The organism is Aquiflexum sp. TKW24L, assembly GCF_023502205.1.
Classification (GTDB): domain Bacteria; phylum Bacteroidota; class Bacteroidia; order Cytophagales; family Cyclobacteriaceae; genus Cognataquiflexum.
In genome coordinates, this window is the sequence record NZ_JAMFLG010000052.1 from 1 (window position 1) to 23,101 (window position 23,101).

Genomic DNA, 23,101 nt, shown 5'->3' on the forward strand with positions numbered 1-23,101 from the left:
TTTGCGTCAAAACAGGGAAGGGAATTTTTTACCACAGATTTAAAGGATTTTCACAGATGGAACAATATGAATTTTTTACCACATAGGGTCATAGAGAACATAGGGGGAAAATGTTGTAATTGTTGTAGTGGTTGTAATGGTTATCTTGTTATCAAGTTCTCAAAGTTGTCGAGAAATCAAGTCTTGGATCTTGTGTCTTGCATCTTGTGTCTTTTTCGGTTGTCTGCTTCGCGTTGTCAGGTTGGGAAAGTTATCGAGAAATCAAGTCTTGGATCTTGTGTCTTGAATCTTGTGTCTTTTTTGGTTGTCTGCTTCGCGATGTCGGGTTTTCTTGTTGAAAGGGTTGTAATTGTTCTAGTTGTTGTAATTGTTGTAATGGTTATCTTGTTATCAAGTTCTCAAAGTTGTCGAGAAATCAAGTCTTGGATCTTGTGTATTGCATCTTATGTCTTTTTGCTCCAAAACAGGGAAGGGAATTTTTTACCACAGATTTAAAGGATGGTCACAGATGGGATTTTTTTTTACCACATAGAGTCATAGAGAACATAGGGGTGTATTTTGTTGTAATTGTTCTAGTTGTTGTAATTGTTATCAGGCTATCTGCTGCGCCTTCTTGGTACTTGGTACTTGATTCTTGGCTCTTGCATCGTGTTTCTAAAAAATTCAAAGAAATGGTTCAACCTCATGTAGCGGGATTCCGGAAAAGGTGCAGAACTCCTGGACAGTGATGAACTGGTGTGGCTGTTTGTTGTTCACCTCCCGGATTTTGGTCAACAGGTCTTGCCCATACCTCTCACTCTTGCCGGTGATGAGTTGGACGTCTTTCGGGTATATGACACATCGCTTTTTGAGCATCGGTGGATTTGGGTTTTTTGGTTAATGGTTAGAGGTAAAAGGTTAGAGGTAAAAGGTTAGTGGTTACTTCGACTGCGCTCAGTACAAGTATTTGGTTAGTGGTTAGTGGTTAGAGGTAAAAGGTTAGAGGTAAAAGGTTAGTGGTTACTTCGACTGCGCTCAGTACAAGTATTTGGTTAGTGGTTATTTGGTTAGTGGTTAGAGGTAAAAGGTTAGAGGTAAAAGGTTAGTGGTTACTTCGACTGCGCTCAGTACAAGTATTTGGTTAGTGGTTAGAGGTAAAAGGTTAGTAGTTATTTGGTTAGTGGATAGTGGGAATTTTTTAAAAAGGCATGGGGGTATCGGGCCATCTGGAGATGGAAAGGGAAAACAGGGTTGGAATGAAGAAAGGTGGGGTGTTTAGCTTTTTTCGCGGAGCCGGTGGAGGGTTCTTTCGGGTAGGTTGAGGATGCCGCAGATGTCTTTGATTTTGATCAAAGCAAAGTCAGGGCAGATCTGCGGTAAGCGTCGGTACCGTTCCTCGGGCGGCAGCCAAAAGATGCTGCTCCATTCGAGATTTTGTAATACCACCTGATGGCTCAGCCTTAAGACCAATTTGATCAAGGATTGAGGGCAATCCAAAATCTTTAGCTCTATCTCTTTGGGGATTTCGCAGACCAAGCAGTCAGTGTATGCGTGGATGGCATAGTTGGTCAGGCGCTCCTGGGTGTAGGATTCAAAATCACAGACTAGGGTCGATTTACTGAAAATCCGTCTGCATTTGGATTTCTTTCCCTGGCTTTCAAATAAGGCCAAAGTACCTGAAATGAGGTATCTTCTTAGTACTTCGACTTCATGAAAGCCCTTGAGTATTTCATTTTTAGGGTATGCCTTAATATTGAAATAGGGCAATAAGTCACTGTATTCTTCGAATGGAATGGGTACCTGCGAGATAATGGTCCCTTTCTCTATTTTCTTTGATTCCATAAAGTTGTTTTTAAAAAATACTCAAACTCAACTTGCTCAGGTTCGTCTGAATTTCAAACGACCATGTACGCTATGGAAATCCAGGTTCAGCTTGTGGATGAAGATTTCCATACCCAATTCCATTTTCATGGAGACGTTACTCTTATCATGATAGTTAAGGTAAGCAGATCTTTATGAAACCAGCAAATTTATTTACCTATTTTTTACATTAATACCTGAAATTCTGCCATTTGGCAGTAAATATTTAAGGCAAAATGACAAAATTCACCAATACTGGGTATGTTTTCTTTTTGCTATGTGAGCAGTTTAAAACCAAAACACCCTCCAATTATTAGAAGGCCAGCAAATTAGAGAGGCTCTTTTCTTCACCGTCCTCCCCGATCCCAAATTAATTCGGATTCTAAGACAATATGCGTCGGAGGAGTCCTTAAAAATTAACTCCTTCATTAGAATTTCCTAATTTGATGAAAAATTGAGGATATGGTAATTTTTGAAATCGATACCAAAGAGGCCAAGAAGGTTTTTTTGGAAATTAAAAATCTGATGCGTGTCTCCAAAACATGGAAATTGACTTCTTCGATTGAAATCACTGTCCTGGATGGAAAGATCCAATTGGTGGGGCAAGGATTTGTCAAGGAATTGGATGCATTGACTACCGGTACCTGCAAGATGGTGGTCAGGGCGCTTTATTGGTTTGACTTGGTAGATATGACCCAAGACAAAATCTTCAAAGTGGTCGTCACTGATGGAGAAGCCATGGTGAGGACGGTGACTGTTCCCGTGCAAACCGCTTTTTTTGAAACAGACAAGATTCTGAGAAGTATCCCTCTTCCTGCCAATCCTGAGTCCATTGACTATTGGAAACTGGAATACCAAGGGTACACGGTGGACGAACTCCAATTTAACAATGTGGCTACCAAAATCCCCAAGGCCAAGAAAGAATTCGAGGCATGTATTCGAAAAGCCGCCCTGATTCTTCATCCTTTTAGAATTTCAAATACCGAGTTGAGGGAAATAGTGCTGCAAAAATTGAGAGAAAGAGAAAAAGTTGATTTTGAAATCTAAACAAGCAAGGTATCTAGTCAAAACAACACGATCGGTATATCTTTTGTAAATCCCCTGCCCTATTCAATAAAATTTAATTATAAATTAAAAAATTAAATTGAGGAGAATAGTTTCCAATAATAGAATTGACAAAAAAAAACCTCGGAATTAACCGAGGTTTTAACTTCCTATTTACATTTAAAATTGGAGTAAATATTTTTCATACTGTTGTTCATTTTCAAACGTCAACCATTTGACGAATCTGAAATTGGCTTGTTTTTCTTTGCTGTAAGACGTTCTTACCAATTCAAGCATTTTGTTGACTTCCAAATTAACGTTGATGAAAGAAACAGGGATACCTTTTGATGCCACTTGGTTTTGATTAAACAGCAACTCGTCGGCAGCTGCCCTTGAAAGAAATTCAATATTCTTGAAATCTACCTGGATTGCAGTTTGACTACCTATTTTGCTAAAATTTACTTTCACAATGTCTCTAGATTTTATGGAATTGAGACCCTTAAAATCAATTTTCAAAATATCTTTCATATTCATTCATTTACAATTATTCCACGAAGTCTATCCAATTAAGTTGAGGGTTAAAATTTGCTATGGGAATTCTAATTAAAACAATCGATCCTTTAAACTCAGTTCCAAAATTGGACAAATCCTCATTGATTAGCAAGGCATTACCTGTTAAATATACAAATGTACCTCCAATACCTTTTGTAAGAATCGTTCTTGAGGTGGCTATCCCATATCCCCGAGACTCAGAAATTTGCTTAGTAGATTGACCTTTGACGGCGGAGTCAACTGCAGTAAGATGATCTGTAACATGACTAAAATCCCTGCTGCCCACATAATTTTGATATGAGCCCAATACTCCAATTCCCCGATCAGCTAGACAAATATCCATGAATTGATTGTCTCGATAATACTGAAACGAAAGATACCCAAAATCATGACGAGAATGTTCTACAATATTGTTGGTTAATTCAGATAAAAGGTAGGCAATTGCTGAATAATAATTTGTCGGTAATGATGCTATGGAACGAATGGAACCAAATACATGATTGAGCAATGCCTCTCTAATTGATGAGCCTTCCTCCAAAGAACTAGTGCTAAATTTAATGATTGGGAGATAAGTCTTTGAGGAATAAGTTCCAAGAATTTGTCCCCATTCATTATTATTTTCAGAGGAAAGACATTGGGGAAATTTTATTCTCTCAAGGTAAGAGTTTCTGCCAGAAATATTGGTTATGGTTTTGGACTCCAAAATAAGGGAGGCATAATGAACTGCCAATAAAGGGGGCATGAATTTCATTTCCCCAAAATCTAGTGCCTCAATATCATTGTTTATTTTATCCAGAGATTCCCTTAAATGAATCAATTGATTTCCAATCCTGAAGTTCCAGTCAAATCGAGGGGAAAAAATATTTTCTTGATTTTGTTCGGTACTCAAAGGTTTTTTAAAGTTGATAGGTTGAAAGGTGTTTATGAACTTTGTTCCACAAGGAAGGAAAAGAACAGGGATAAAAAAATACCGTGAATCGGGTATTTTTTGCTAGCCCTCATCTTTTCTTTGATAGAAATTCGGATTGTGAGACAATATGCGTCGGAAGGGTTCAAAGGAATTAACTCCTTTATTAGAATTTCCTAATTTGATGAAAAATTGAGGATATGGTAATTTTTGAAATCGATACGAGACAGGCCAAGAAGGTTTTTGAGGAAATTCAAAAGCTTATGAAGGTTTCCAAAACATGGAAATTGACCTCTTCTATAGAAATCACTGTCCTGGATGGAAAGATCCAACTTGTAGGGCAAGGATTTGTCAAAGAAATGCCTGCTTTGACTACCGGATCCTGCAAGCTGGTGGTCAGGGCACTTTATTGGTTTGACTTGGTAGACATGACCCAAGACAAAATCTTCAAAGTCGTGGTCACGGATGGAGAAGCGATGGTAAGGACGGTGACAGTTCCGGTGCAGACCACTTTTTTTGAAACAGACAGGATTCTGAGGAGTATCCCGCTTCCGGCCAATCCTGAGTCCATTGATTATTGGAAACTGGAATACCAAGGATATACCCTTGACGAACTTCAGTTTAACAATGTGGCTACCAAAATCCCAAAAGCCAAGAAAGAATTCGAGGCATGTATCCGAAAAGCAGCCCTGATTCTTCATCCTTTTAGAATTTCAAATACCGAGTTGCGGGAAATAGTCTTGAAGAAATTGAGGGAAAGGGAGAAAATTGATTTTGAAGTTTGAATGAGGGAATTTTTAACTTCAAGAAGGTAAGTCTTACCCCCTAATATTCATCTAAAAAAAAACATTATTACAATGTTATTTAGGTTTTACTTCCTAAGACAAAACTATCAGCGAAATGAAGAATTTTTGATTTCATTAAAATGATAACTACATTTTGATTCAATGATGACAAAATCATGAACAAAATTCCAGATTATCTCAGATACCTCAAGAAAATCAAACAATTATTGGACATCTATCTTGCAGATCCCCACTCCCCTATGGAAATCCGGTCTACAGATTTACATGACCTTATTATAAAAGATCAGGAACTGGCCCAGGTATTTGAATATCGAAGAGATTTTGGCAGGTTCTTAAGAAAGCAGCATGATGATGGTGTCTTGCAACAAATTATTCCAAATTGCTCTGTTGATACAACAGATAAAAGCTCTTATCAATGGCATTTTCGGAAAGCATTTCGAGATCAGGAAGCTAACAAAGGATTACAGAGTCAAAATATCGAAAGCAAATACAATTACTACTCAAAATCTAAAAATATTACGACCTCTTCCGGTGAAAAGGTTAGATCGAAACAAGAAAAAATCATCTATGAAAGGTTATTACAATGTGATTTCTTAACTATTTTTTATGATCATCCTGTAACTAAATGGGATGAAACCAAATATGTAGATTTCTTTATCAAAAATGAAATGACCAGAAAAACCTACATATGGGAACATTTTGGAATGACCAATTCAGAACCATATATAAATGAAATGGTCAAAAAAATTGATTGGTTTGAAAACCATGAATTTAAGAAATTACAAGATGGCGGAAATCTAATTATAACAATTTATGATTCTGATAAACGATTACTTAGGGAAATTGAAAAATACATTGACATAATTAAAATGTAAATTATTAATAAGGTATTGGCAGTGTCCCTGATGGTAGGTATCTATTTTTTCCAAAAAGCAATGGGCTGAATTATTTGCTTAAAGGTGGCGGTGCGATTAGGATTTTGGAGGTGTGGAAAGATTAATTTAAATGAGTTAGAAGGAACAGGTGATTCACTACTCAAATTTTTAAGATCCTTGTTAACCATTTTATTTTAGCAAAAATACCCTGATCACGGGATAGTAATAAATGGGATTAATCAACTAAATTAGCAGAATCCTTTTTTATGAAGCCCTATTATTGAAATGACCAACCAAAACCCAGAGCAAATCTCCCGAGACAATATTGACAGGCAATTGAAAGCTTGCGGTTGGATTGTTCAGGGTATCAAAGAAATGAACCTGAGAGCTGGCTTCGGAATTGCATTAAAGGAGTATTTGACTGATGTGGGGCCGGCTGACTATGTATTGTTTGTAGAAGGGAAACCTTGCGGCATCATTGAAGCAAAAAGAGAGGAAGAAGCTCATAGGATGCAAGTCCACGAGGAACAATCTGAAGGATATGCCAAAGCCAAATTAAAGCACCTGAACAATGAACCTTTACCTTTTGTCTATATCAGTACAGGTGAAATTACCAGGTTCACTGATTTTTCGGACCCAAAGCCTAGGGCCAGAGAGATATTCAGCTTCCACAGACCTGCAACATTAAAGGAGTGGTTGAAAAGTCCCCAATCACTGAGGTCGAGGTTTTTCGATTTACCGGATTTGCAGACCGATGGTCTGAGAGATTGTCAAATCAATGCGATTTCCAAATTAGAAGCCTCATTCAAAGAAAACCGTCCACGGGCTTTGATTCAGATGGCAACCGGGTCAGGCAAAACCTTTACTGCAATTACTGCCATTTACCGTTTGTTGAAATATGTCAAAGCCAAGCGGGTGCTGTTTCTGGTAGATACCAAAAACCTTGGTGAGCAGGCCGAGCAGGAATTTATGTCTTTTGTTCCCAACGATGATAACAGGAAATTTACTGAATTGTACAGTGTACAGCGTCTTAAATCAAGTTATATCGCTTCAGACAGTCAGGTCTGCATCAGTACCATTCAGCGATTGTATTCGATATTGAAAGGCACGGAACTGGACGAAACTGAAGAGGAAGAAAACCCCCATGAATCCAAATGGCTTCCAAAAGTGATCCCTCCTATCGAGTATGATCCCAAAATGCCGATTGAGTTTTTTGATTTTATCGTCATTGACGAATGCCACCGGAGTATCTACAACCTGTGGAAACAGGTTTTGGAATATTATGATGCCTTCGAAATTGGCCTGACAGCAACTCCCGACAAAAGGACCATTGGCTATTTTGACCAGAACTTGGTCAGTGAATATTCCCATGAAATGGCCGTGGCTGATGGGGTGAATGTGGGATATGAAGTGTTTATCATTGACACCAAGATAACGCAGCAAGGCGGGACCATATGGAAAGGTGAATATGTGGAGCACAGGGAGCGCTTAAGCCGAAAGAAGCGGATGGAACTGCAGGATGAGGATGAGGTCTATTCCAAACAGCAATTGGATAAAGATGTGGTCAATCCCAATCAAATCCGCACCATCATCAGATCGTTCAAAGAAAACCTGCCCCATATCTTTAAAGACAGGTATGATGCCAAAGGAGCTTTTGAAGTTCCCAAGACCTTGATTTTTGCAAAGACTGATAGCCATGCCAATGATATCATAGACATTGTCAGGGCCGAATTTGCCGAAGAAAATAAATTCTGCAAAAAGATCACCTACAAAGCAAGCGAGGACCCAAAAACGGTATTATCACAGTTCCGAAATGATTACCACCCCCGCATTGCTGTGACCGTGGATATGGTGGCTACCGGCACGGATATCAAACCCTTGGAATGCCTGCTCTTTATGCGGGATGTAAAAAGTAAAAACTACTTTGAGCAGATGAAAGGCCGTGGCACCCGAACCATTGATATCGAGAAACTGAAAATGGTAACCCCTACAGCAAGGTTTGCAAAGGACCATTTTGTAATCGTAGATGCCATCGGAGTGACTAAAGGTCTGAAGACAGAAAGCAGGCCGTTGGAAAAAAAGCCTGGGATTCCTCTCAAAGATTTGCTTCAAGCAGTTGGGGTTGGTGCAAGAGATGAAGAATTGTTCACCTCTTTAGCAAATCGCCTGACCAGATTGGACAAACAGATAACCGAAAAAGAGAAAAAGGGATTTGCCGAAAAAGCCGATGGTAAAAGTGTTTCTCAAGTGGTAAAGGAACTGCTGAATGCTTTTAATCCTGATGTGATAGAAAGCGTAGAAGCTAGAATTAAAAATGAAAAGTTGGGGGAAGCACCCATGGAAATTGAAGAGGCTATCAAAACCGAATTGGAAAAAATTCAAAATGAAGCTGCAAAGGTTTTTACAGGGGAACTGAACGAGTATATTGAAAATGTGCGAAAAGCCCACGAACAAAAAATTGATTTGGCAAATCCTGATGAAGTGATAGGTGTAGGATGGGACAAAGACAACCTCAAAAAAGCAAATGAAATCATTGCCAACTTTTTGGAATGGATGCTTGCGAACAAAGATGAATTGATGGTTTTGCAGATTTTTTACAACCAACCTTACCGCAGACGGGATCTGACTTATAGCATGATAAAGGAAGTTTTGGAAAAACTCCAAACTAATAAACCTACCCTAGCCCCTTTTGTAGTCTGGAAAGCTTATGAGGTCTTGAAACAGGCTAACGGATCTCCAAGAAATGAACTGACTGCGATCGTTTCCCTTATCCGAAAAGTCAGTGGAGTGGATTCCACTTTGACCGTTTACGACAAGACTGTGGATCGGAACTTTCAGGAGTGGATCTTTAAGAAAAATGCCGGTCAGCACAATGCCTTCAGTGAGGAACAGATGCAATGGTTACGGATGATCAAGGATTATGTAAGCAGCAGCTTCCATATAGATAAAGAAGATTTTGACCTTGACCCATTCAATAGAAACGGTGGGTTGGGCAAATTCTACCAACTGTTCAAAGAAGATTATGAAAAAATTATCGAGGAATTAAACGAAGCTTTGGCAGCCTGATGACTTGGAACAAGAACATAGTAAACGAACCCTCAAGTGAAGGTTGGGGAGGTCCATGGACTGAAAAAAAACTTAATGCTTTTTCAAAGTATGTTTGGTCATATTTAACTATTTTGAAGAAATATCCACAATGGAAAACTATTTATTTTGATGGATTTGCAGGAAGTGGATCTAAAGAAAGCGATGAAAAAACAGATTTGTATCAGCAGCTTAAAATTTCTGAAGATGAGGAAAGAACTTATAAGGGTGCTGCAGAAAGAATTCTGAATTTGAAGGATGGACTTAGCTTTGACTACTATTATTTCATAGATAAAAACCAAAGCTCGCTTTCGAAGCTAAAGGAAAAATTGGAAGGGTTAAATCTGACGGAAGGAAAAAGTATAAGTTATAGACCGGGCGACGCAAATAAATGGATTAAAGAAATGGCTAGAGCACTTCATACAGATAAGTTCGCTGCTTTAGTATTATTAGATCCTTTTGGAATGCAGATAGATTGGTCTTCAATAGAAGAATTAAGAAATACCCGTTCTGATGTATGGATTTTGATACCAACAGGAGTTATTGTCAACAGGTTATTGGATCGAAAAGGGGAATTAAAAAATATTCAAAAATTGGAAAGCTTTTTTGGACTTCCTGAGTCAAAGATAAAAGAGCATTTTTATAGAAAGGAGATCAAACAAACTCTCTTTGGCGATGAAGAAGAATCCATTTCAAAGGTTTATAAACCCATTGAAAAAATAGCTGCCCTATATTCCCAAAGATTAAATGAAATTTGGAAATATGTCACTGAGGAGCCATTAAAGCTAAAAAATTCTACAGGGGCGACAATTTTCCATTTCGTATTTGCATCAAATAATCCAAGTGCAGTGAGAATCGCAAAAGATATTATTAAACCAATTTGATATGGCACAATCATCAATTGAATGGACTGAGATGACCTGGAATCCAACCACTGGGTGTGACAAGATTTCAAAAGGTTGTAAGTTTTGTTATGCAGAAATTATGTCCCGTAGACTTCAGGCCATGGGAGTAGAGAAGTACAAAAATAATTTTGAAATATCCATCCACGAAAATGAATTAAACACCCCCTATACCTGGAAAAAACCCAAAGTGGTGTTTGTCAACTCTATGAGTGACTTATTCCATAAAGATGTACCGATTGAATTTATCCAGAAGGTTTTTAAAGTGATGAAAGAAAATCCGCAGCATGTTTTTCAGGTACTTACCAAGCGTGCGGATATCCTTAGGTATTATGACAGCGAGGGTTGGTTGGATTGGAGCCATAATATCTGGATGGGTGTTTCTGTTGAAAACAGCCGTTTTACAAACAGAATTGATTTTTTGAGGGAAACCAAGGCGCGGGTTAAATTCCTGTCCTGTGAACCTTTAATTGGTGCAATACCTAGAATGAATTTGAAGGGAATTGATTGGGTGATAGTTGGAGGAGAAAGCGGAAGAAAACCGAGGCCAATGAAAGAAGAGTGGGTAACAGATATTAGAAACCAATGCCATGAAGCTGATGTTCCTTTCTTCTTCAAACAATGGGGCGGTACAAACAAGAAAAAAACAGGAAGAGAATTAGATGGTAGAACTTGGGATGAAATGCCTGAAATAATTGAAACCTTATAAATGAGAAAAGAAGAAGTCATACCAAGTCATTGGAAGTTAAAAAAATTGGGGGAAGTAGCTGTTTATCTAAATGGGCGTGCATTTAAGCCTTCAGAATGGGAAAAAACCGGAAAACCAATAATTCGAATTCAAAATTTAAATAAGGATTCTGCAACTTATAATTATACTAATCACCAATTTGAAGATAAGTATAAAGTAGAAAAAGGTGATTTGCTTTATGCATGGTCGGCTTCTCTTGGAGTTTTTATTTGGAATGGAAATACTGCATGGCTAAACCAGCATATTTTTAAAGTAATACCAAGGGATACATCAGATAAAAAATTCTTGTTTTATTTCCTAGAGAAAATAACCTCAGAAATATATTCAAAGGCCCACGGTTCAGGAATGGTACACGTTACTAAGGGGAAATTTGAAGCAACTGAAATCCCGTTTCCCCCACTCCCCGAACAACAAGTCATAGTAGCCAAAATAGAAGAACTGCTTAGCGAATTAGACAATGGAAAACAACAACTACAAACCGCCCAACAGCAATTAAAAGTATACAGGCAAAGTTTGTTGAAATGGGCTTTTGAGGGCAAACTGACTAATAAGGATGTAGAAGAAGGGGAATTGCCCAAAGGGTGGAAATGGGTAAATCCTACAGATATTGCTTCTCCGGAAAAATACAGTATCGGAATAGGACCTTTTGGCAGTAATCTGAAAGTTTCTGATTACAAACCAACTGGAGTACCCTTGATTTTTGTGAAAAATATCACCAGAAGGAACTTTAGTCTTGTTCAGAAATTTATTTCTACCGAAAAATTTAAAGAATTAATGCCTCACTCTGTTAAGCCCCTTGATATTCTAATTACAAAAATGGGGGATCCACCAGGTGACTGTGCAATTTATCCAGAATCAAGTGCTGAAGCTGTAATTACATCCGATTGCTTAAAACTTACTGTAAATGAAAAAGTAGCAAATCGAAAATATATTTTCTATGTGTTGCAAACTCAAATGGTAAAAAGACAATTAGAATTAATTACAAAAGGGGTTGCCCAAAAAAAGATTAGCCTTCAAAGATTCAGGAATATAAAAATTCCTCTCACCACTCTTGAAGAACAAAATCTTATCGTTGCTGAATTAGAAAGCAAAATTACTGTTTGCGATAAAATAGAAGAAACGATCAGTCAAAGTCTGCTTCAAGCAGAGACGTTGAGACAGAGTATATTGAAGAAAGCGTTTGAGGGGAGATTAATAAACAATTAACCAAAGAATTTAATGAAAATCAATCAAATTTTAGATAAGATAGATGGCTATCAGTTGTTTGTGCCTGCTTTTCAAAGAGAGTTTGTTTGGAAACGTGACGATGCAAAAAAGCTAATCAGTTCCATGCTTCGTGATTATCCCACAGGCACTATGCTTACTTGGGAAACAAACAGTCCGCCCGAACTTAAAGGCGAATACACGTACGATCACAATAAAGGTTCCGTAAAACTAATCTTAGATGGTCAGCAGCGTATTACCACCTTGTATTTGCTAATCAAAGGCGAAATACCACCCTACTATACCGAACATGAAATTATAAATGATGTTCGTGGATTGTATGTGAATATAAAAACGCTAGAGTTGGAGTATTACAAAAAAACAATCATGAGTGGCAATCCTTTTTGGATAGACATTACCAAGATTTTTAAAAACGAAACCAATGCCCTGCAAATAATAAAAGCCATAAAAGAGCAGCAGGAAATTGATGATGAAACACAATTTTTGATATTAGACAACATCAGCAAAATCCAGCAAATACAGAACAAAGAATTTTTAGAACAAACCATTCCCGTTAAAGCCAACATTCGTGAAGCAATTGATATTTTTTACATCGTTAATGCGAGTGGTGTCAACCTTACCGATGCAGAATTAGCTTTGGCTCAAATATCAGGCTATTGGCCGGATGCAAGAGAACGGATTAAAGAGAAACTATTTGAATTGGAGAAAGAAGGTTGGGTTTTTAAACTTGATTTTTTCATGTATGTGTTACTCGGGTGCTTGCATCAGGTAGGTTCTAAAATGGAGAAATTGCATGGGCAAGAAAACCTCAAACCATTAAAAGAAACGTGGCTCGAATTGGAAAGTAACACCCTTGATTATGTGTTTAATATTTTACGCAGTCAGGCCTATATTGACCACACCAAAGAAATCAATTCGGTGTATGCCTTAGTCCCAATAATTGTTTATGCCTTTAGAAAAAAAAAAACAAAAATGACCGATGCTGAAATTAAGAAAGTAATTAAATGGTTTTACTATTCCCAGGTCCGTTATAGATACATAAGTCAATTACCTCAAAAACTAGATAAGGATATTGGCATTGTTTCCAATGAAAATAATCCTTTCGATAAATTGTTGAATATCATTGAAGCAGAGAGGAAATTAGAAATTACTCCCGATGAATTTATTGGTGTCGGTGTAATGCATCCATTATGGGCTCTAATGAATTGGTATTTAAAAAGTCGCGATGCGAAGTGCTTAACGACCGGAGTGAGTCTTCGTAAGAATATGGGTAAAAAATACTCCTTAGAGTGGGATCATATTTTCCCCTTTTCAATTCTAAAAAAGAATGGATACGGATGGGAAAACAGATATAAATATTCTTTAGCACAAGAAATTACCAATAGAGCAATATTGACCAAAACAGCTAACAGAACCAAGTCGAACAAAGAGGCTAAAGACTATCTAAACGAAGTGCAACTTAATTTTCCTAAGGCACTGGTATTGCAATCCATTCCCACAGATACTCGATTATGGGAATTAGATAACTATGAGCAATTTTTACAAACCCGACGAAAACTTTTAGCAACACAATTAAATAAGTTTCTTATGAGCATTTCAGCTACCTCAGACGAAGCCTTAACAATGAGTGTGGAAGAATTGATAGAACAGGGGGAAAATTCAAGCTTAGAGCTAAAAACCACACTGCGTTGGGATTTAAAACTGAATCAAATAAATAAAAAGTTAGAAGAAGTTGTCCTAAAAACCATTGCAGCTTTTAGCAATGGAGAAGGTGGTACTCTAATTATTGGCGTAAACGATGAAGGTCGTATCGAAGGTTTGCACCATGATTTTGCTACCTTAACCAATGGAGATAAAGACAAATTTGAACTACATCTGCGGAATTTGGTGATTAAGGAATATAGCCTTGACTTTGCTACCAACAACCTGAAAATATCATTTTATGAAATTGAAGAGAAAGAAATTTGTATGGTTGAAATTAAACCGGGTCTAAAGCCTTTGTTCACTTCGCTAACTGATATCCATGGTAACAAAACACAGAAATTCTATGTTAGAAGTGGGAATTCTTCTCAAGAAGTTTCCCTTCATGAGATAACAGAATTTATAACCAAACGATTTGATAAATAGAGAAAAGCCAATTTAAACAGAGCCAGAACACATGAAGTAAGGAAACCAATGGCCAAGTTTGGTTCTAACTCTAAAGTTAAGGCAGAGTATCTTGAAGAAGGCGTTTGAGGGGAAATTGGTAGAATTTGAAATAGAAGAAATAGATTAAAATGGCAGCACAACGTAACCATATTAAAGTATTTGTGGCCTCAACGGTTTACAATTTTGAGTATATTCTTAAACAAGTATATGAATTACTTGACTCTTATGGATATGAAGTATGCATGTCACACATGGGTACAATTCTATTAGACAGTTCACAATCCAATCTAGACAACTGTATTGATGCGGTTAATACCTGTGATGTTTTCGTGGGTTTTATTAGACCTGATTATGGATCTGGGGTTTTGGATAAGGGAGGTAAATCAATAACACATTATGAGTTTGAAACAGCCTTTAAAAGAGGAATTCCAAGATTTGTTTTGGCTGATTATAGGGTTGCATTTACTAGGGCTTTATTCAAAGAATCATTTGTCATTGAAGATTCTTCAGCCAAGAAAATAGAATTTGATCAAATATCGTTTGAAAAAAGTGGAGTTATGGATACCCGATGCATAAGAATGTATAATGAAGCTATAAAGGACAAAGAGAGACCGGCTTCAAAAAGAACCGGGAATTGGGTGCAGGAATATATACAATATGGTGATATTAAAATGCATCTTGAAAGTCAATTTAAATTCCCAGAACGCATCCAAAAACTAATTGATAAATCTAAAGGAATATGAGCGCAAAATCATTTATAAAAGAACTCATTGACCAACAAGATAATAGTTCACTTGTGTTTGATGCAATTTGGGATGAGGAAGATATATTGAAAACCATTTGTGCCTTTTTAAACAGTGAAGGTGGTTGGATTATAGTCGGTCATAATAAAAATGAAGTAATTGGCTTACCTGAAATTACAAATCAAAGCGTTGAAGAATTAAAAAAGAATGCATTGGAAAGAATTTTTCCTCAACCACTAATTTATGCCCAATTGGAACCAATAGGCGGTAAATCTGTTGTGATGTTTAATGTAATAAAAGGCTCTAGACAACCTTATTCTTACAATAAAAAGTACTATACACGAAAAAGAAGTAAAACCGTAGAAGCTAACCCTGATGATATAAGTTTGATTTTAAGGTCATCGAATCAGTTTACCTCAAGTTGGGAAAAACTTACTACCATTGATGCCACTTTTGAGGATTTGAGTGAAAGTGAAATTATTTCCACTTTAGAAAGAGCGAATATTCTGGGAAAAACGAAATCATTGCCGGAAAACCCAAAGGATTTTTTGAGTTATTTTCAGTTAATAGACTATACAGCTGTTAAGAATGGAGCAGTAATTTTATATGGTAATGAACCAACTAAGTTTTTTACACAATGTAGAATCAGAATTACCAATATGCCTGAAGGTGTTACAGGTGATCAATTTAATGATACTGATATAATTGAGGACAATCTGTTTGTTTCTTATAATAAAGTGATTAACTACTTAAAGAAAAATAATCCTATCATAAGTGAATTTCATCAAGATAGAACTACTAGAATTGATCGTGAAAAATATCCGTTTTTTGCATTGAGAGAAGCAATAGTAAATGCAATGGTTCATCGAGATTATGGAGATATGTCAGGAGAAATAACAATCAATATCCATAAGGAAAAAATCGAAATCATAAATTCGGGAGAAATTCCTTCTGACATTATTTCCAAGAAAAATAGAATAGAATCGCATCATTCAGTATTGAGAAATCCTACAATTGCACACATGTTTTTTCTACGTGGTGAAATGGAAAAATTAGGTAGGGGCTTGTCATTAATAAAGAAATTATTTGATGAATCTGGCTTAAAATTACCTGAATGGACATTTCAAAGCGGCTACACAACACTCACATTATTTAGTAATCGAGAAGGAATTAAAGTAAATGAACGAATGATTCATTTTCTTTCTGGAATGAATCTGGATAATTCATACTCTAGTGAAGATTATTTAGAGTTCTTTCTTGGAGAAATCAAAGACCGCACTGCTAGAATGGATCTTCAAAAACTGACTGAAGGAGGTTGGCTTAAAAAAGTCGGTGATGGTCCACAAACAAGGTACACTAAAACCAATAAAAAATTGCCGGATAATACCGGATAAGATAATGAATATCAGTGTTTGGGTCTAAATTCCCATGGATTCTAGTTCAAAGTGAGTCTTGAATAATTGCCGGATATTGCCGAATAAACTTTATTCTATTAAAAATTGATTGCCGGAAATTGCCGGATAGCATAAGAAATAAGTCTTAAGTAAATAAAAATCAACAAAATCAATAATTGGCAATTGCCGGATAATGCCGAATTGAAAATAAAATATGAGCAATAACACCTCTTCTATAGTTTCCAAAGTTTGGTCTTTTTGTAATCCACTTCGAGATGTGGGTGTAGGATATGGAGACTATTTGGAGCAGCTTACCTATTTGCTTTTTTTGAAAATGGCAGATGAATATGCCAAACCTCCCCATAACAGGGTATTGCCTATCCCATCTGAATACAATTGGGAAAGTCTGACCAATAAAAAAGGGGCAGAACTTGAAGTCCATTATTCCACGCTGCTCCGCGAGTTAAGTACTGCCAAAGGGATTTTGGGGCAGATATTCACCAAAAGCCAAAACAAAATCCAAGACCCTGCCATGTTGGCCAAAATCATTGATATGATTGACAGTGAACAATGGCTTGTCATGGGTGCTGATGTCAAGGGAGATATTTATGAAAAACTCCTGGAACAAAATGCGCAAGATGTAAAAAGCGGTGCCGGGCAATACTTTACCCCTCGGCCTCTTATCCGGGCAATGGTAGAATGTGTACAGCCCAAGCCGATGAAAACCATCGCTGACCCAAGTTGCGGTACTGGGGGGTTCTTCTTGGCAGCCTATGATTATATTGTCGAGCATAACCAACTTGACAAAGAGCAAAACAAGTTTCTGAAGTTGCAGACTTTTTATGGGAATGAAATAGTAGCCGGCACGAGGAGGTTGGCTCTGATGAATTTGTTTTTACATAATATCGGGGATATCGAAAGCGATAATTTTATTTCTCCCGCCGATGCATTGATTGCGGCATCACCGATGACTTATGATTATGTCTTGGCTAATCCTCCTTTTGGCAAAAAGAGTTCACAGACTTTCACCAATGATGCGGGAGAACAGGAGAAGGACGATCTGACCTATAACCGTCAGGACTTTTGGGCGACCACAAGCAATAAGCAGCTGAATTTTGTTCAACATATCCGTTCGATGCTCAAAACGACCGGACTGGCGGCGGTTGTTCTTCCTGATAATGTGTTGTTTGAAGGTGGTGCCGGTGAGACAGTCCGCAAAAAACTGTTGGAGACTACTGATTTGCATACCATTCTCAGGTTGCCGACGGGAATATTTTATGCACAGGGCGTTAAGGCAAATGTGGTATTTTTTGATAATAAACCTGCGAGTAAAGATCCATGGACTAGGGAGATATGGGTATATGATTACAGGACCAATATCCACCATACTTTAAAGAAAAATCCATTGAACATTGAGGTTTTGAGGGATTTTATTGAATGCTACAGGCCAGAAAACAGAAACAAGAGAAAAGAGACATTTGATGTAGCATTCAATCCTGAAGGGCGATGGAGGAAATTTACTTATGAGGAGATCATCGCAAGGGATAAAACAAGTCTGGATATTACATGGCTCAAAGACAAATCATTGGCAGACCTTGACAACCTTCCCGATCCTGATGTTTTGGCAAATGACATCATTGAAAATCTTGAGGCGGGATTGGAGAGTTTTAGGACTATTTTAGCGGCATTGAATCAAAAATAATCAAATGGAAATGATAAATATATTTGAATTCAACTCTAGAGAATCTTACTTCAAAGCCCTATATGAGGAACTTATTAAAAAGGAAAATCGGAGAAGTTTAAATCTGACAAGAGCTTGGGCAAAGCAATTTGAAAAATATTCTTCAGGTGTTTATTTCATTTTTGAGAATGATGATTTAAAATATGTTGGTGAAACAGGAAGTTTATATGGAAGAATGGTGGATTTGTTAAATACAAAAAACCACAATTTAAGGCGTGCATTGGGAGAAAAATTTTTTTCAAGTGAAGACGGTTATCTAAAAGCAACTTCAAGAAGTTCTTTTATTCCTGAAATCGAGAAAAAGTTAAATGAGTACATAATTGAAAATCTTTCTGTGTCTTGTATTACTATAGAAATCGGTAGAAAGGAGTTTGAAGAATGGGTAACTGGAAAAAATTCGGAGCTCCTGCTATACAACATAAGAAAGAAGCGAAAAACAAATGATAGTTTTAATCTATAATCCTGAAACCTGTGGCTAATCATTTACAGCACACTTCCATGTTGTTAGTCTAAGGATTAAGTTAGGATTGCTCAAAAAAAAAATATGGCACACCTGGTTTCCATAACTTGTCCCTAATCATTCCCTACTGTTTGCTCCCATTTTCCATGGCCTTCATTCCATATTTTAATCAGTCTTTCGGAAAACAGCCTGATACTTTCTTTAGTCTGGGAATCCTTATAAATACCGGCTTGCTGGTTAAATAAGAATTTTTCTGTTTGCAGTTGTTGTCCGGTAGTTCTGGAATTGATCCAAATCTTCTGAGAACTTGAAGCACCCAAAAAGGCTACCGCAACTGTGGCTCCGGCACTGACCACGGGTAAGATCCATTCAGGGAATTTAGAATCATATATTGATTGTAAAGACAAAACAATTGTAGTCACTGCTGCCAGCAGGATACTCTCATATTTATAAAAGTAAAATTGTCTTTTACTTTTCGATGCCTTATTCCTAAAGTGATCAAATAGCCTTTGCCATTCCATATTGATCTGGACCAATTTTTCATCCTCTGAAAGTCGGGGATTTAATATTTGAATAGTAGAGGGATCTGTTTTTTCCATGATTTGACTGTTATCATTATATGAATTTTTATAATTCAATTACAATTTATACAGTGGTCTCCAATGAATTTTGGAAATGATAAAAGGATGGATTTACAAATTCTACCCAGTCCTAGCATCAAACATTTGACTAGACCCGGGTGGGACGCCTCTTTTTTAGTTTCCTATTCCTTTAATCATTGTTTAAATTTTTTATTTCTTTATTTCAGGGAATAATCTTCTTAATTCATATTCTCTATCATTTCCTTTTGCTAATTTATCATAATAAGTTTTTAATTTATTAAAAATTGTAGGAGATAATTTCTGTGTAGGCATTAAGTCTAATACTTTTTCTAATGCTTGTATACCCCAATATTGGCCAAAAGGTGTAGGATCCAAAGTAAAGGCATTTACCAATTCTTCAATGTATTTGTATTCAGGTTTCACATATAAATAAGCATACCCTGCTAACCTTTTCCCATTATCTGTTTCTTTTAATGCTTTAGATACATCGAAGGTCGGAAGAGAATTACTTAATGCCATCATTTCTTTAACTATCTCTGCCATTTTTGTAGTTCGCATTTTTCCAGGTTCCCAAGAACTTCTAATGTTATCATATGAAATACTCAATTCATTCATTTGTTCTTCAGGAATTTCGTTCGATTCATGTGATAAGGTTGATGGCTTTAACATTGCAAATTCTGCTTTCTGTAGAGCACTTTTAGCAGCTCCTGCTGCATCTTCTGTTTTTTGTGCAATAATACGAAGTGCTCTTTGATCTGCCTCAGAGAAGGCTCCTGCGAGATAAAGACGCGTGGTTATGTATCCAAATAAAAACCCAAGAATTGTATAGCTAATTATTGTGCCGTACGCAAACGCCAAAGAAAAATCCATTGTTGGTCCAGAAGGCATAGACAAACCTTTAGCAAAAACATTTGCTACTTTAGATAAATATGGGGGAAGATTTATTAAGTTGACCAACCCTAAACCTACTATAATTTTGGTTAACCAATCAGAAATTTCAGTTAAATTAGTATTAACTTGTTGTTGGTAAGCAGGTGTAGAATTTGATCCATTTGGTAAAGGAGTTTGGTTATTTTGAAGAATTTTGGGTATCCCAAATAAAAAACCGATTGCAGCACCAAATAGAAGACAAGCTAGCATCCAAATAAAAATTATAGCTTTTCCTGTGGAATTTACTCCAAAAAATAAAACAATTATAATACCAAAAAATAGGATTATCCCTGATAACCAATTCATCATTCTCATTGAAGGCCCTTTAGAATAGTCAGGGTTTTGATTAGTTTTAATGGACCATCTCATATATAATTTTTTTAATTTTCATCAAAAAAAGTTACTGATTATTGTTCAAAATCCATCAATTTTTTTTAATGATTTTTATAACAGAAAAATTAATCGAAATAAAATTTAACAATAATACTTATCCTTGGATAGAAATTGAAAAAATTAAATTCATTTTAAAGAGCCATTGTAAGGAGATAAGTAAAAAAGAAATTAAAATACCCTATTCAGGGTATTTTTTGTTTGAAAAGGAATTTCTACGTTTAATAGTTTTTAATCTGATTCGAATAAATCAAGTATTTCTAAAATTAATAATCCATGGCAATGACAAAAAAAATGTTTGCTTTGATATTTTTCATAAGCACCCATGTGTTTGGACAGAATGAAGAGTTAACTATACTTAACAAAGACAATAAAGATGAAAAATTGTCTAAAAATGATATTAAGCCTTTAATGAATAATATATTTTCTAACCTAATTGGACCTCAAACAAATAATATAATTGGTAATTTTTCTACAATTGATTTAGCTCTTGGAGAGGTTAATTTGGCAGGAAACGTTATTTTTGATAACGGTTCTATATTGGGAATTAAAGCCTCTGGAAAAAGTACAAATGGAATCCTTCCAATTTTTTCTAACTCCGATTTTAATTCTAAGGTTGGAATAAATGTTCAATATAACCTGTTTACTTTAAGAAAATGGCAATCAATATCATATACTCACCAAAGTTTTTTGAATTTTAGAAAAAAAATAAGGACTATCAATTATGAATTGGAAAATAAGAATTTGGAAATTAATGCAGATGGTGAAAAAATTAATTTGAATCAAGAAATTATTAAAAGAAACGAGGAAATAAAAGATAAAAAAAAATTAATTGATAAAATTGATAGTCTCTATAAAGTATCAATAAGTCCAACTGAAAAAGAAGAATTAATTTTAAAGAAAGAAAAATTATTATTAGAAATATTGATTTTAGAGAATAAGAATAAACAAACATTATCTGAAATTGAAAAAATTCCGAGTAAAGCTGCTCAAACAAGTATTGTTGGAAATGATGCAACGGAAAAAAAGAAAGAAGCATTAAAAGAGCTTAGAATTGAAGGGTTTTCAATTTTTTGGATTTCTTTAGGATATGGAATTTCAAATAATTCATTTAGAATAATCCAACCATCTGAATTATTCGAAAATCAAATCGTGAAGACAAACTTTTTAAAGAATGAGGTAAACATTCAAATAAATTATTTTAAGTTATCACCATTTAAAAATAATTCAATATTTATATCTGGTGGAATAAATTATTCAATAGATGATAATTTCAATTCTTTGAAAAAAACAGATGTTGAAGAAACCAAAAATATTGGTCCAAACCCTGGTGATCGGGAAATAGTAAACAAGTATGTGGCCTATCAGGGAGAATACATATCAAACTTAAATAGGTGGTCATTAACTAGTGATTTTTTTTATTTTCTCTTCAAAGATAACCAAGCTGCTTTACACATTTTTCCAAAATACAGTTTTGGTACTTCATTAAATCCATACACTAATCTTGGTTTAGGATTTTTGTGGGGGATTCCTAAAAAAGGCGAAGCAACAAATATTGTAAACGCAGAATTATTTGTGGATTTATTTGATGTTAATAATAGAAATAATTCTGAATTAAAATTAATTGATAGAAGTACAATTGGGTTAAGGTTCACATTTCCATTTAATTTTAAATTAAAAAAATGATAAATTATGGCAAAGAAAGCAACAACTCCGTTAGAAAGTATTTTAATTTCATATCAAGCAAGATGCAGAGAAGATAAATGGGTAGGTCCTAAGCGGAAAAATGCAGACGATGCTTATGTGGATGGCGAAAATCATAGGAGGGACCAACCTAATGATAATCATTTCATTGATGTGATTGTAACTCAAAAGATTATGTATACACTCAAACATAAAGGTTAAATGTCTCAGTAAAACTTATTTGGCAACAGGGCTGGTAATTTTTTCCCTCGTTGTGGCAAGTTGATTTGAAAAGGATTGGTGATTTATTCTACAAATTCGGTATTGGGGATTTTCAATCTAGGGGAATCGTGACCGAAATACCAACTCCTACTTATTCAAATCCCCTGGCGGCGGTGCAGGGAAATTTGTTTGAGTAAAGTATTTTGCGTAGAACCTTCACCGGGGCTACGGAGATTTCGCCCCGATTGGGCTGTTGGTCTACCCCCTGCCCCCTGAAGGGGGTTTTTTATTTTCAGGAGGAGTTTCTCACCATTTCGGTAATGAGGATTCTCATTCTTAGGTAATTCGTGACCGATCCCGATAGTTATCGGGACGCTCTATCTCCAACTTTTACCATGGGCTGCGGTGCATAGAGATTTGTGTAAGTATGAAAATCAGAGAAGCACCTTACCCAGGCTACCAAGATTTCGCTCCGATGGAGCTGAAGGTCGAAGGGGACAAAATTGGAAGGTTTCTCCTACCGTTTCGGTAATGAGGATTCTTATTCTTAGGGGATTCGTGATCGATCCCGATAATTATCGGGAACCTTGGTACCCGTCATTTTATCCCCGAGCGGCGGTGCATGGAAATTTGTTTTAATATGAGAAGTGAAGTAGCACCTTGCACGGGGTTATTAATATTGAGCCCACTTCGGGGCTGTTGCTCTGCCCCCTGAAGGGGGTTTTTTGTTTTGAGGAGGATGCTCCAACCATTTCGGTAATGAGAATTCTCTTTCTTGGGAGATTAGTGACCGATCCCGATAATTAT

Annotated in this window: 19 protein-coding genes; 14 read left to right on the plus strand and 5 right to left on the minus strand. The window is 36.3% G+C overall.

Going from position 1 to position 23,101, the window contains the following annotated elements:
* Nucleotides 1-1,254: 1,254 nt before the first annotated feature.
* Complete coding sequence (locus tag M3O96_RS20365) at nucleotides 1,255-1,821, minus strand: cyclic nucleotide-binding domain-containing protein (protein ID WP_249723985.1); 567 nt, start codon at nucleotides 1,819-1,821, stop codon at nucleotides 1,255-1,257.
* 480 nt (nucleotides 1,822-2,301) lie between these two features.
* On the opposite strand from M3O96_RS20365, the gene M3O96_RS20370 reads away from it, so the two are divergent.
* A complete protein-coding gene (locus M3O96_RS20370) occupies nucleotides 2,302-2,886 on the plus strand; it encodes a hypothetical protein (protein WP_249723987.1) in 585 nt (194 codons plus the stop codon).
* 177 nt (nucleotides 2,887-3,063) lie between these two features.
* Here M3O96_RS20370 and M3O96_RS20375 read toward each other — a convergent pair whose 3' ends face one another.
* Nucleotides 3,064-3,411 carry a hypothetical protein gene (locus M3O96_RS20375; RefSeq protein ID WP_249723989.1) on the minus strand — a complete coding sequence of 116 codons (348 nt, stop codon included), beginning with the start codon at nucleotides 3,409-3,411 and terminating at the stop codon, nucleotides 3,064-3,066.
* 16 nt (nucleotides 3,412-3,427) lie between these two features.
* Nucleotides 3,428-4,324, minus strand: a complete 897-nt coding sequence (locus M3O96_RS20380) for a hypothetical protein (RefSeq protein WP_249723991.1) — start codon at nucleotides 4,322-4,324, stop codon at nucleotides 3,428-3,430.
* 218 nt (nucleotides 4,325-4,542) lie between these two features.
* Here M3O96_RS20380 and M3O96_RS20385 point away from each other — a divergent pair, with 218 nt between their 5' ends.
* From M3O96_RS20385 to M3O96_RS20435, 11 genes are all read left to right on the plus strand, one after another.
* On the plus strand, nucleotides 4,543-5,127 hold the full coding sequence (locus tag M3O96_RS20385; protein WP_249723993.1) for a hypothetical protein: 585 nt from the start codon (nucleotides 4,543-4,545) through the stop codon (nucleotides 5,125-5,127).
* A gap of 176 nt (nucleotides 5,128-5,303) precedes the next feature.
* Nucleotides 5,304-6,023, plus strand: a complete 720-nt coding sequence (locus M3O96_RS20390; protein WP_249723995.1) for a hypothetical protein — start codon at nucleotides 5,304-5,306, stop codon at nucleotides 6,021-6,023.
* 285 nt (nucleotides 6,024-6,308) lie between these two features.
* Nucleotides 6,309-9,089 (plus strand): type I restriction endonuclease subunit R, encoded by a 2,781-nt coding sequence (locus M3O96_RS20395; protein ID WP_249724003.1) that lies wholly within the window; start codon nucleotides 6,309-6,311, stop codon nucleotides 9,087-9,089.
* Nucleotides 9,089-9,991 (plus strand): three-Cys-motif partner protein TcmP, encoded by a 903-nt coding sequence (tcmP, locus tag M3O96_RS20400; RefSeq protein WP_249724005.1) that lies wholly within the window; start codon nucleotides 9,089-9,091, stop codon nucleotides 9,989-9,991. Before M3O96_RS20395 ends, tcmP begins: the two co-directional genes overlap by 1 nt.
* 1 nt (nucleotide 9,992) lies before the next feature.
* Entirely contained in the window at nucleotides 9,993-10,718 is a 726-nt protein-coding gene (locus tag M3O96_RS20405; RefSeq protein ID WP_249724007.1) for a DUF5131 family protein, read from the plus strand.
* Nucleotides 10,719-11,963, plus strand: a complete 1,245-nt coding sequence (locus M3O96_RS20410; RefSeq protein WP_249724014.1) for a restriction endonuclease subunit S — start codon at nucleotides 10,719-10,721, stop codon at nucleotides 11,961-11,963. It abuts the gene before it with no gap.
* Nucleotides 11,964-11,975: 12 nt separating this feature from the next.
* Nucleotides 11,976-14,108, plus strand: coding sequence for a GmrSD restriction endonuclease domain-containing protein (locus M3O96_RS20415; RefSeq protein ID WP_249724016.1), 2,133 nt, complete (start codon nucleotides 11,976-11,978; stop codon nucleotides 14,106-14,108).
* 149 nt (nucleotides 14,109-14,257) lie between these two features.
* Nucleotides 14,258-14,872 carry a DUF4062 domain-containing protein gene (locus tag M3O96_RS20420; protein ID WP_249724018.1) on the plus strand — a complete coding sequence of 205 codons (615 nt, stop codon included), beginning with the start codon at nucleotides 14,258-14,260 and terminating at the stop codon, nucleotides 14,870-14,872.
* Nucleotides 14,869-16,266, plus strand: coding sequence for an RNA/DNA-binding domain-containing protein (locus tag M3O96_RS20425; RefSeq protein WP_249724020.1), 1,398 nt, complete (start codon nucleotides 14,869-14,871; stop codon nucleotides 16,264-16,266). The genes M3O96_RS20420 and M3O96_RS20425 overlap by 4 nt, the downstream gene beginning before the upstream one ends.
* A gap of 214 nt (nucleotides 16,267-16,480) precedes the next feature.
* The gene (locus M3O96_RS20430) at nucleotides 16,481-17,968 is read left to right on the plus strand and encodes an HsdM family class I SAM-dependent methyltransferase (protein ID WP_249724022.1); all 1,488 of its coding nucleotides are present in this window, start codon (nucleotides 16,481-16,483) and stop codon (nucleotides 17,966-17,968) included.
* Between the two features lie 4 nt (nucleotides 17,969-17,972).
* On the plus strand, nucleotides 17,973-18,467 hold the full coding sequence (locus M3O96_RS20435; RefSeq protein ID WP_249724023.1) for a hypothetical protein: 495 nt from the start codon (nucleotides 17,973-17,975) through the stop codon (nucleotides 18,465-18,467).
* Between the two features lie 113 nt (nucleotides 18,468-18,580).
* On the opposite strand, the gene M3O96_RS20440 is transcribed toward M3O96_RS20435, so the two are convergent.
* Together M3O96_RS20440 and M3O96_RS20445 are read right to left on the minus strand one after the other, a co-directional pair.
* Complete coding sequence (locus M3O96_RS20440; protein WP_249724024.1) at nucleotides 18,581-19,066, minus strand: DUF4231 domain-containing protein; 486 nt, start codon at nucleotides 19,064-19,066, stop codon at nucleotides 18,581-18,583.
* Between the two features lie 192 nt (nucleotides 19,067-19,258).
* Nucleotides 19,259-20,368, minus strand: coding sequence for a hypothetical protein (locus M3O96_RS20445; RefSeq protein ID WP_249724025.1), 1,110 nt, complete (start codon nucleotides 20,366-20,368; stop codon nucleotides 19,259-19,261).
* Between the two features lie 297 nt (nucleotides 20,369-20,665).
* On the opposite strand from M3O96_RS20445, the gene M3O96_RS20450 reads away from it, so the two are divergent.
* Both M3O96_RS20450 and M3O96_RS20455 read left to right on the plus strand, forming a co-directional pair.
* Complete coding sequence (locus M3O96_RS20450) at nucleotides 20,666-22,075, plus strand: hypothetical protein (RefSeq protein WP_249724026.1); 1,410 nt, start codon at nucleotides 20,666-20,668, stop codon at nucleotides 22,073-22,075.
* A gap of 6 nt (nucleotides 22,076-22,081) precedes the next feature.
* Nucleotides 22,082-22,294 carry a hypothetical protein gene (locus M3O96_RS20455; RefSeq protein WP_249724027.1) on the plus strand — a complete coding sequence of 71 codons (213 nt, stop codon included), beginning with the start codon at nucleotides 22,082-22,084 and terminating at the stop codon, nucleotides 22,292-22,294.
* The last annotated feature ends 807 nt before the right edge of the window (nucleotides 22,295-23,101 follow it).

Excerpts from the sequence above, each read along its gene's own strand:
- M3O96_RS20365 (WP_249723985.1), bottom strand. The coding sequence starts at position 1,821 with ATGGAATCAAAGAAAATAGAGAAAGGGACCATTATCTCGCAGGTACCC.
- M3O96_RS20370 (WP_249723987.1), top strand. The coding sequence starts at position 2,302 with ATGGTAATTTTTGAAATCGATACCAAAGAGGCCAAGAAGGTTTTTTTG.
- M3O96_RS20375 (WP_249723989.1), bottom strand. The coding sequence starts at position 3,411 with ATGAAAGATATTTTGAAAATTGATTTTAAGGGTCTCAATTCCATAAAA.
- M3O96_RS20385 (WP_249723993.1), top strand. The coding sequence starts at position 4,543 with ATGGTAATTTTTGAAATCGATACGAGACAGGCCAAGAAGGTTTTTGAG.
- M3O96_RS20390 (WP_249723995.1), top strand. The coding sequence starts at position 5,304 with ATGAACAAAATTCCAGATTATCTCAGATACCTCAAGAAAATCAAACAA.
- M3O96_RS20395 (WP_249724003.1), top strand. The coding sequence starts at position 6,309 with ATGACCAACCAAAACCCAGAGCAAATCTCCCGAGACAATATTGACAGG.
- tcmP (WP_249724005.1), top strand. The coding sequence starts at position 9,089 with ATGACTTGGAACAAGAACATAGTAAACGAACCCTCAAGTGAAGGTTGG.
- M3O96_RS20405 (WP_249724007.1), top strand. The coding sequence starts at position 9,993 with ATGGCACAATCATCAATTGAATGGACTGAGATGACCTGGAATCCAACC.
- M3O96_RS20410 (WP_249724014.1), top strand. The coding sequence starts at position 10,719 with ATGAGAAAAGAAGAAGTCATACCAAGTCATTGGAAGTTAAAAAAATTG.
- M3O96_RS20415 (WP_249724016.1), top strand. The coding sequence starts at position 11,976 with ATGAAAATCAATCAAATTTTAGATAAGATAGATGGCTATCAGTTGTTT.
- M3O96_RS20420 (WP_249724018.1), top strand. The coding sequence starts at position 14,258 with ATGGCAGCACAACGTAACCATATTAAAGTATTTGTGGCCTCAACGGTT.
- M3O96_RS20425 (WP_249724020.1), top strand. The coding sequence starts at position 14,869 with ATGAGCGCAAAATCATTTATAAAAGAACTCATTGACCAACAAGATAAT.
- M3O96_RS20430 (WP_249724022.1), top strand. The coding sequence starts at position 16,481 with ATGAGCAATAACACCTCTTCTATAGTTTCCAAAGTTTGGTCTTTTTGT.
- M3O96_RS20435 (WP_249724023.1), top strand. The coding sequence starts at position 17,973 with ATGGAAATGATAAATATATTTGAATTCAACTCTAGAGAATCTTACTTC.
- M3O96_RS20440 (WP_249724024.1), bottom strand. The coding sequence starts at position 19,066 with ATGGAAAAAACAGATCCCTCTACTATTCAAATATTAAATCCCCGACTT.
- M3O96_RS20445 (WP_249724025.1), bottom strand. The coding sequence starts at position 20,368 with ATGAGATGGTCCATTAAAACTAATCAAAACCCTGACTATTCTAAAGGG.
- M3O96_RS20450 (WP_249724026.1), top strand. The coding sequence starts at position 20,666 with ATGGCAATGACAAAAAAAATGTTTGCTTTGATATTTTTCATAAGCACC.
- M3O96_RS20455 (WP_249724027.1), top strand. The coding sequence starts at position 22,082 with ATGGCAAAGAAAGCAACAACTCCGTTAGAAAGTATTTTAATTTCATAT.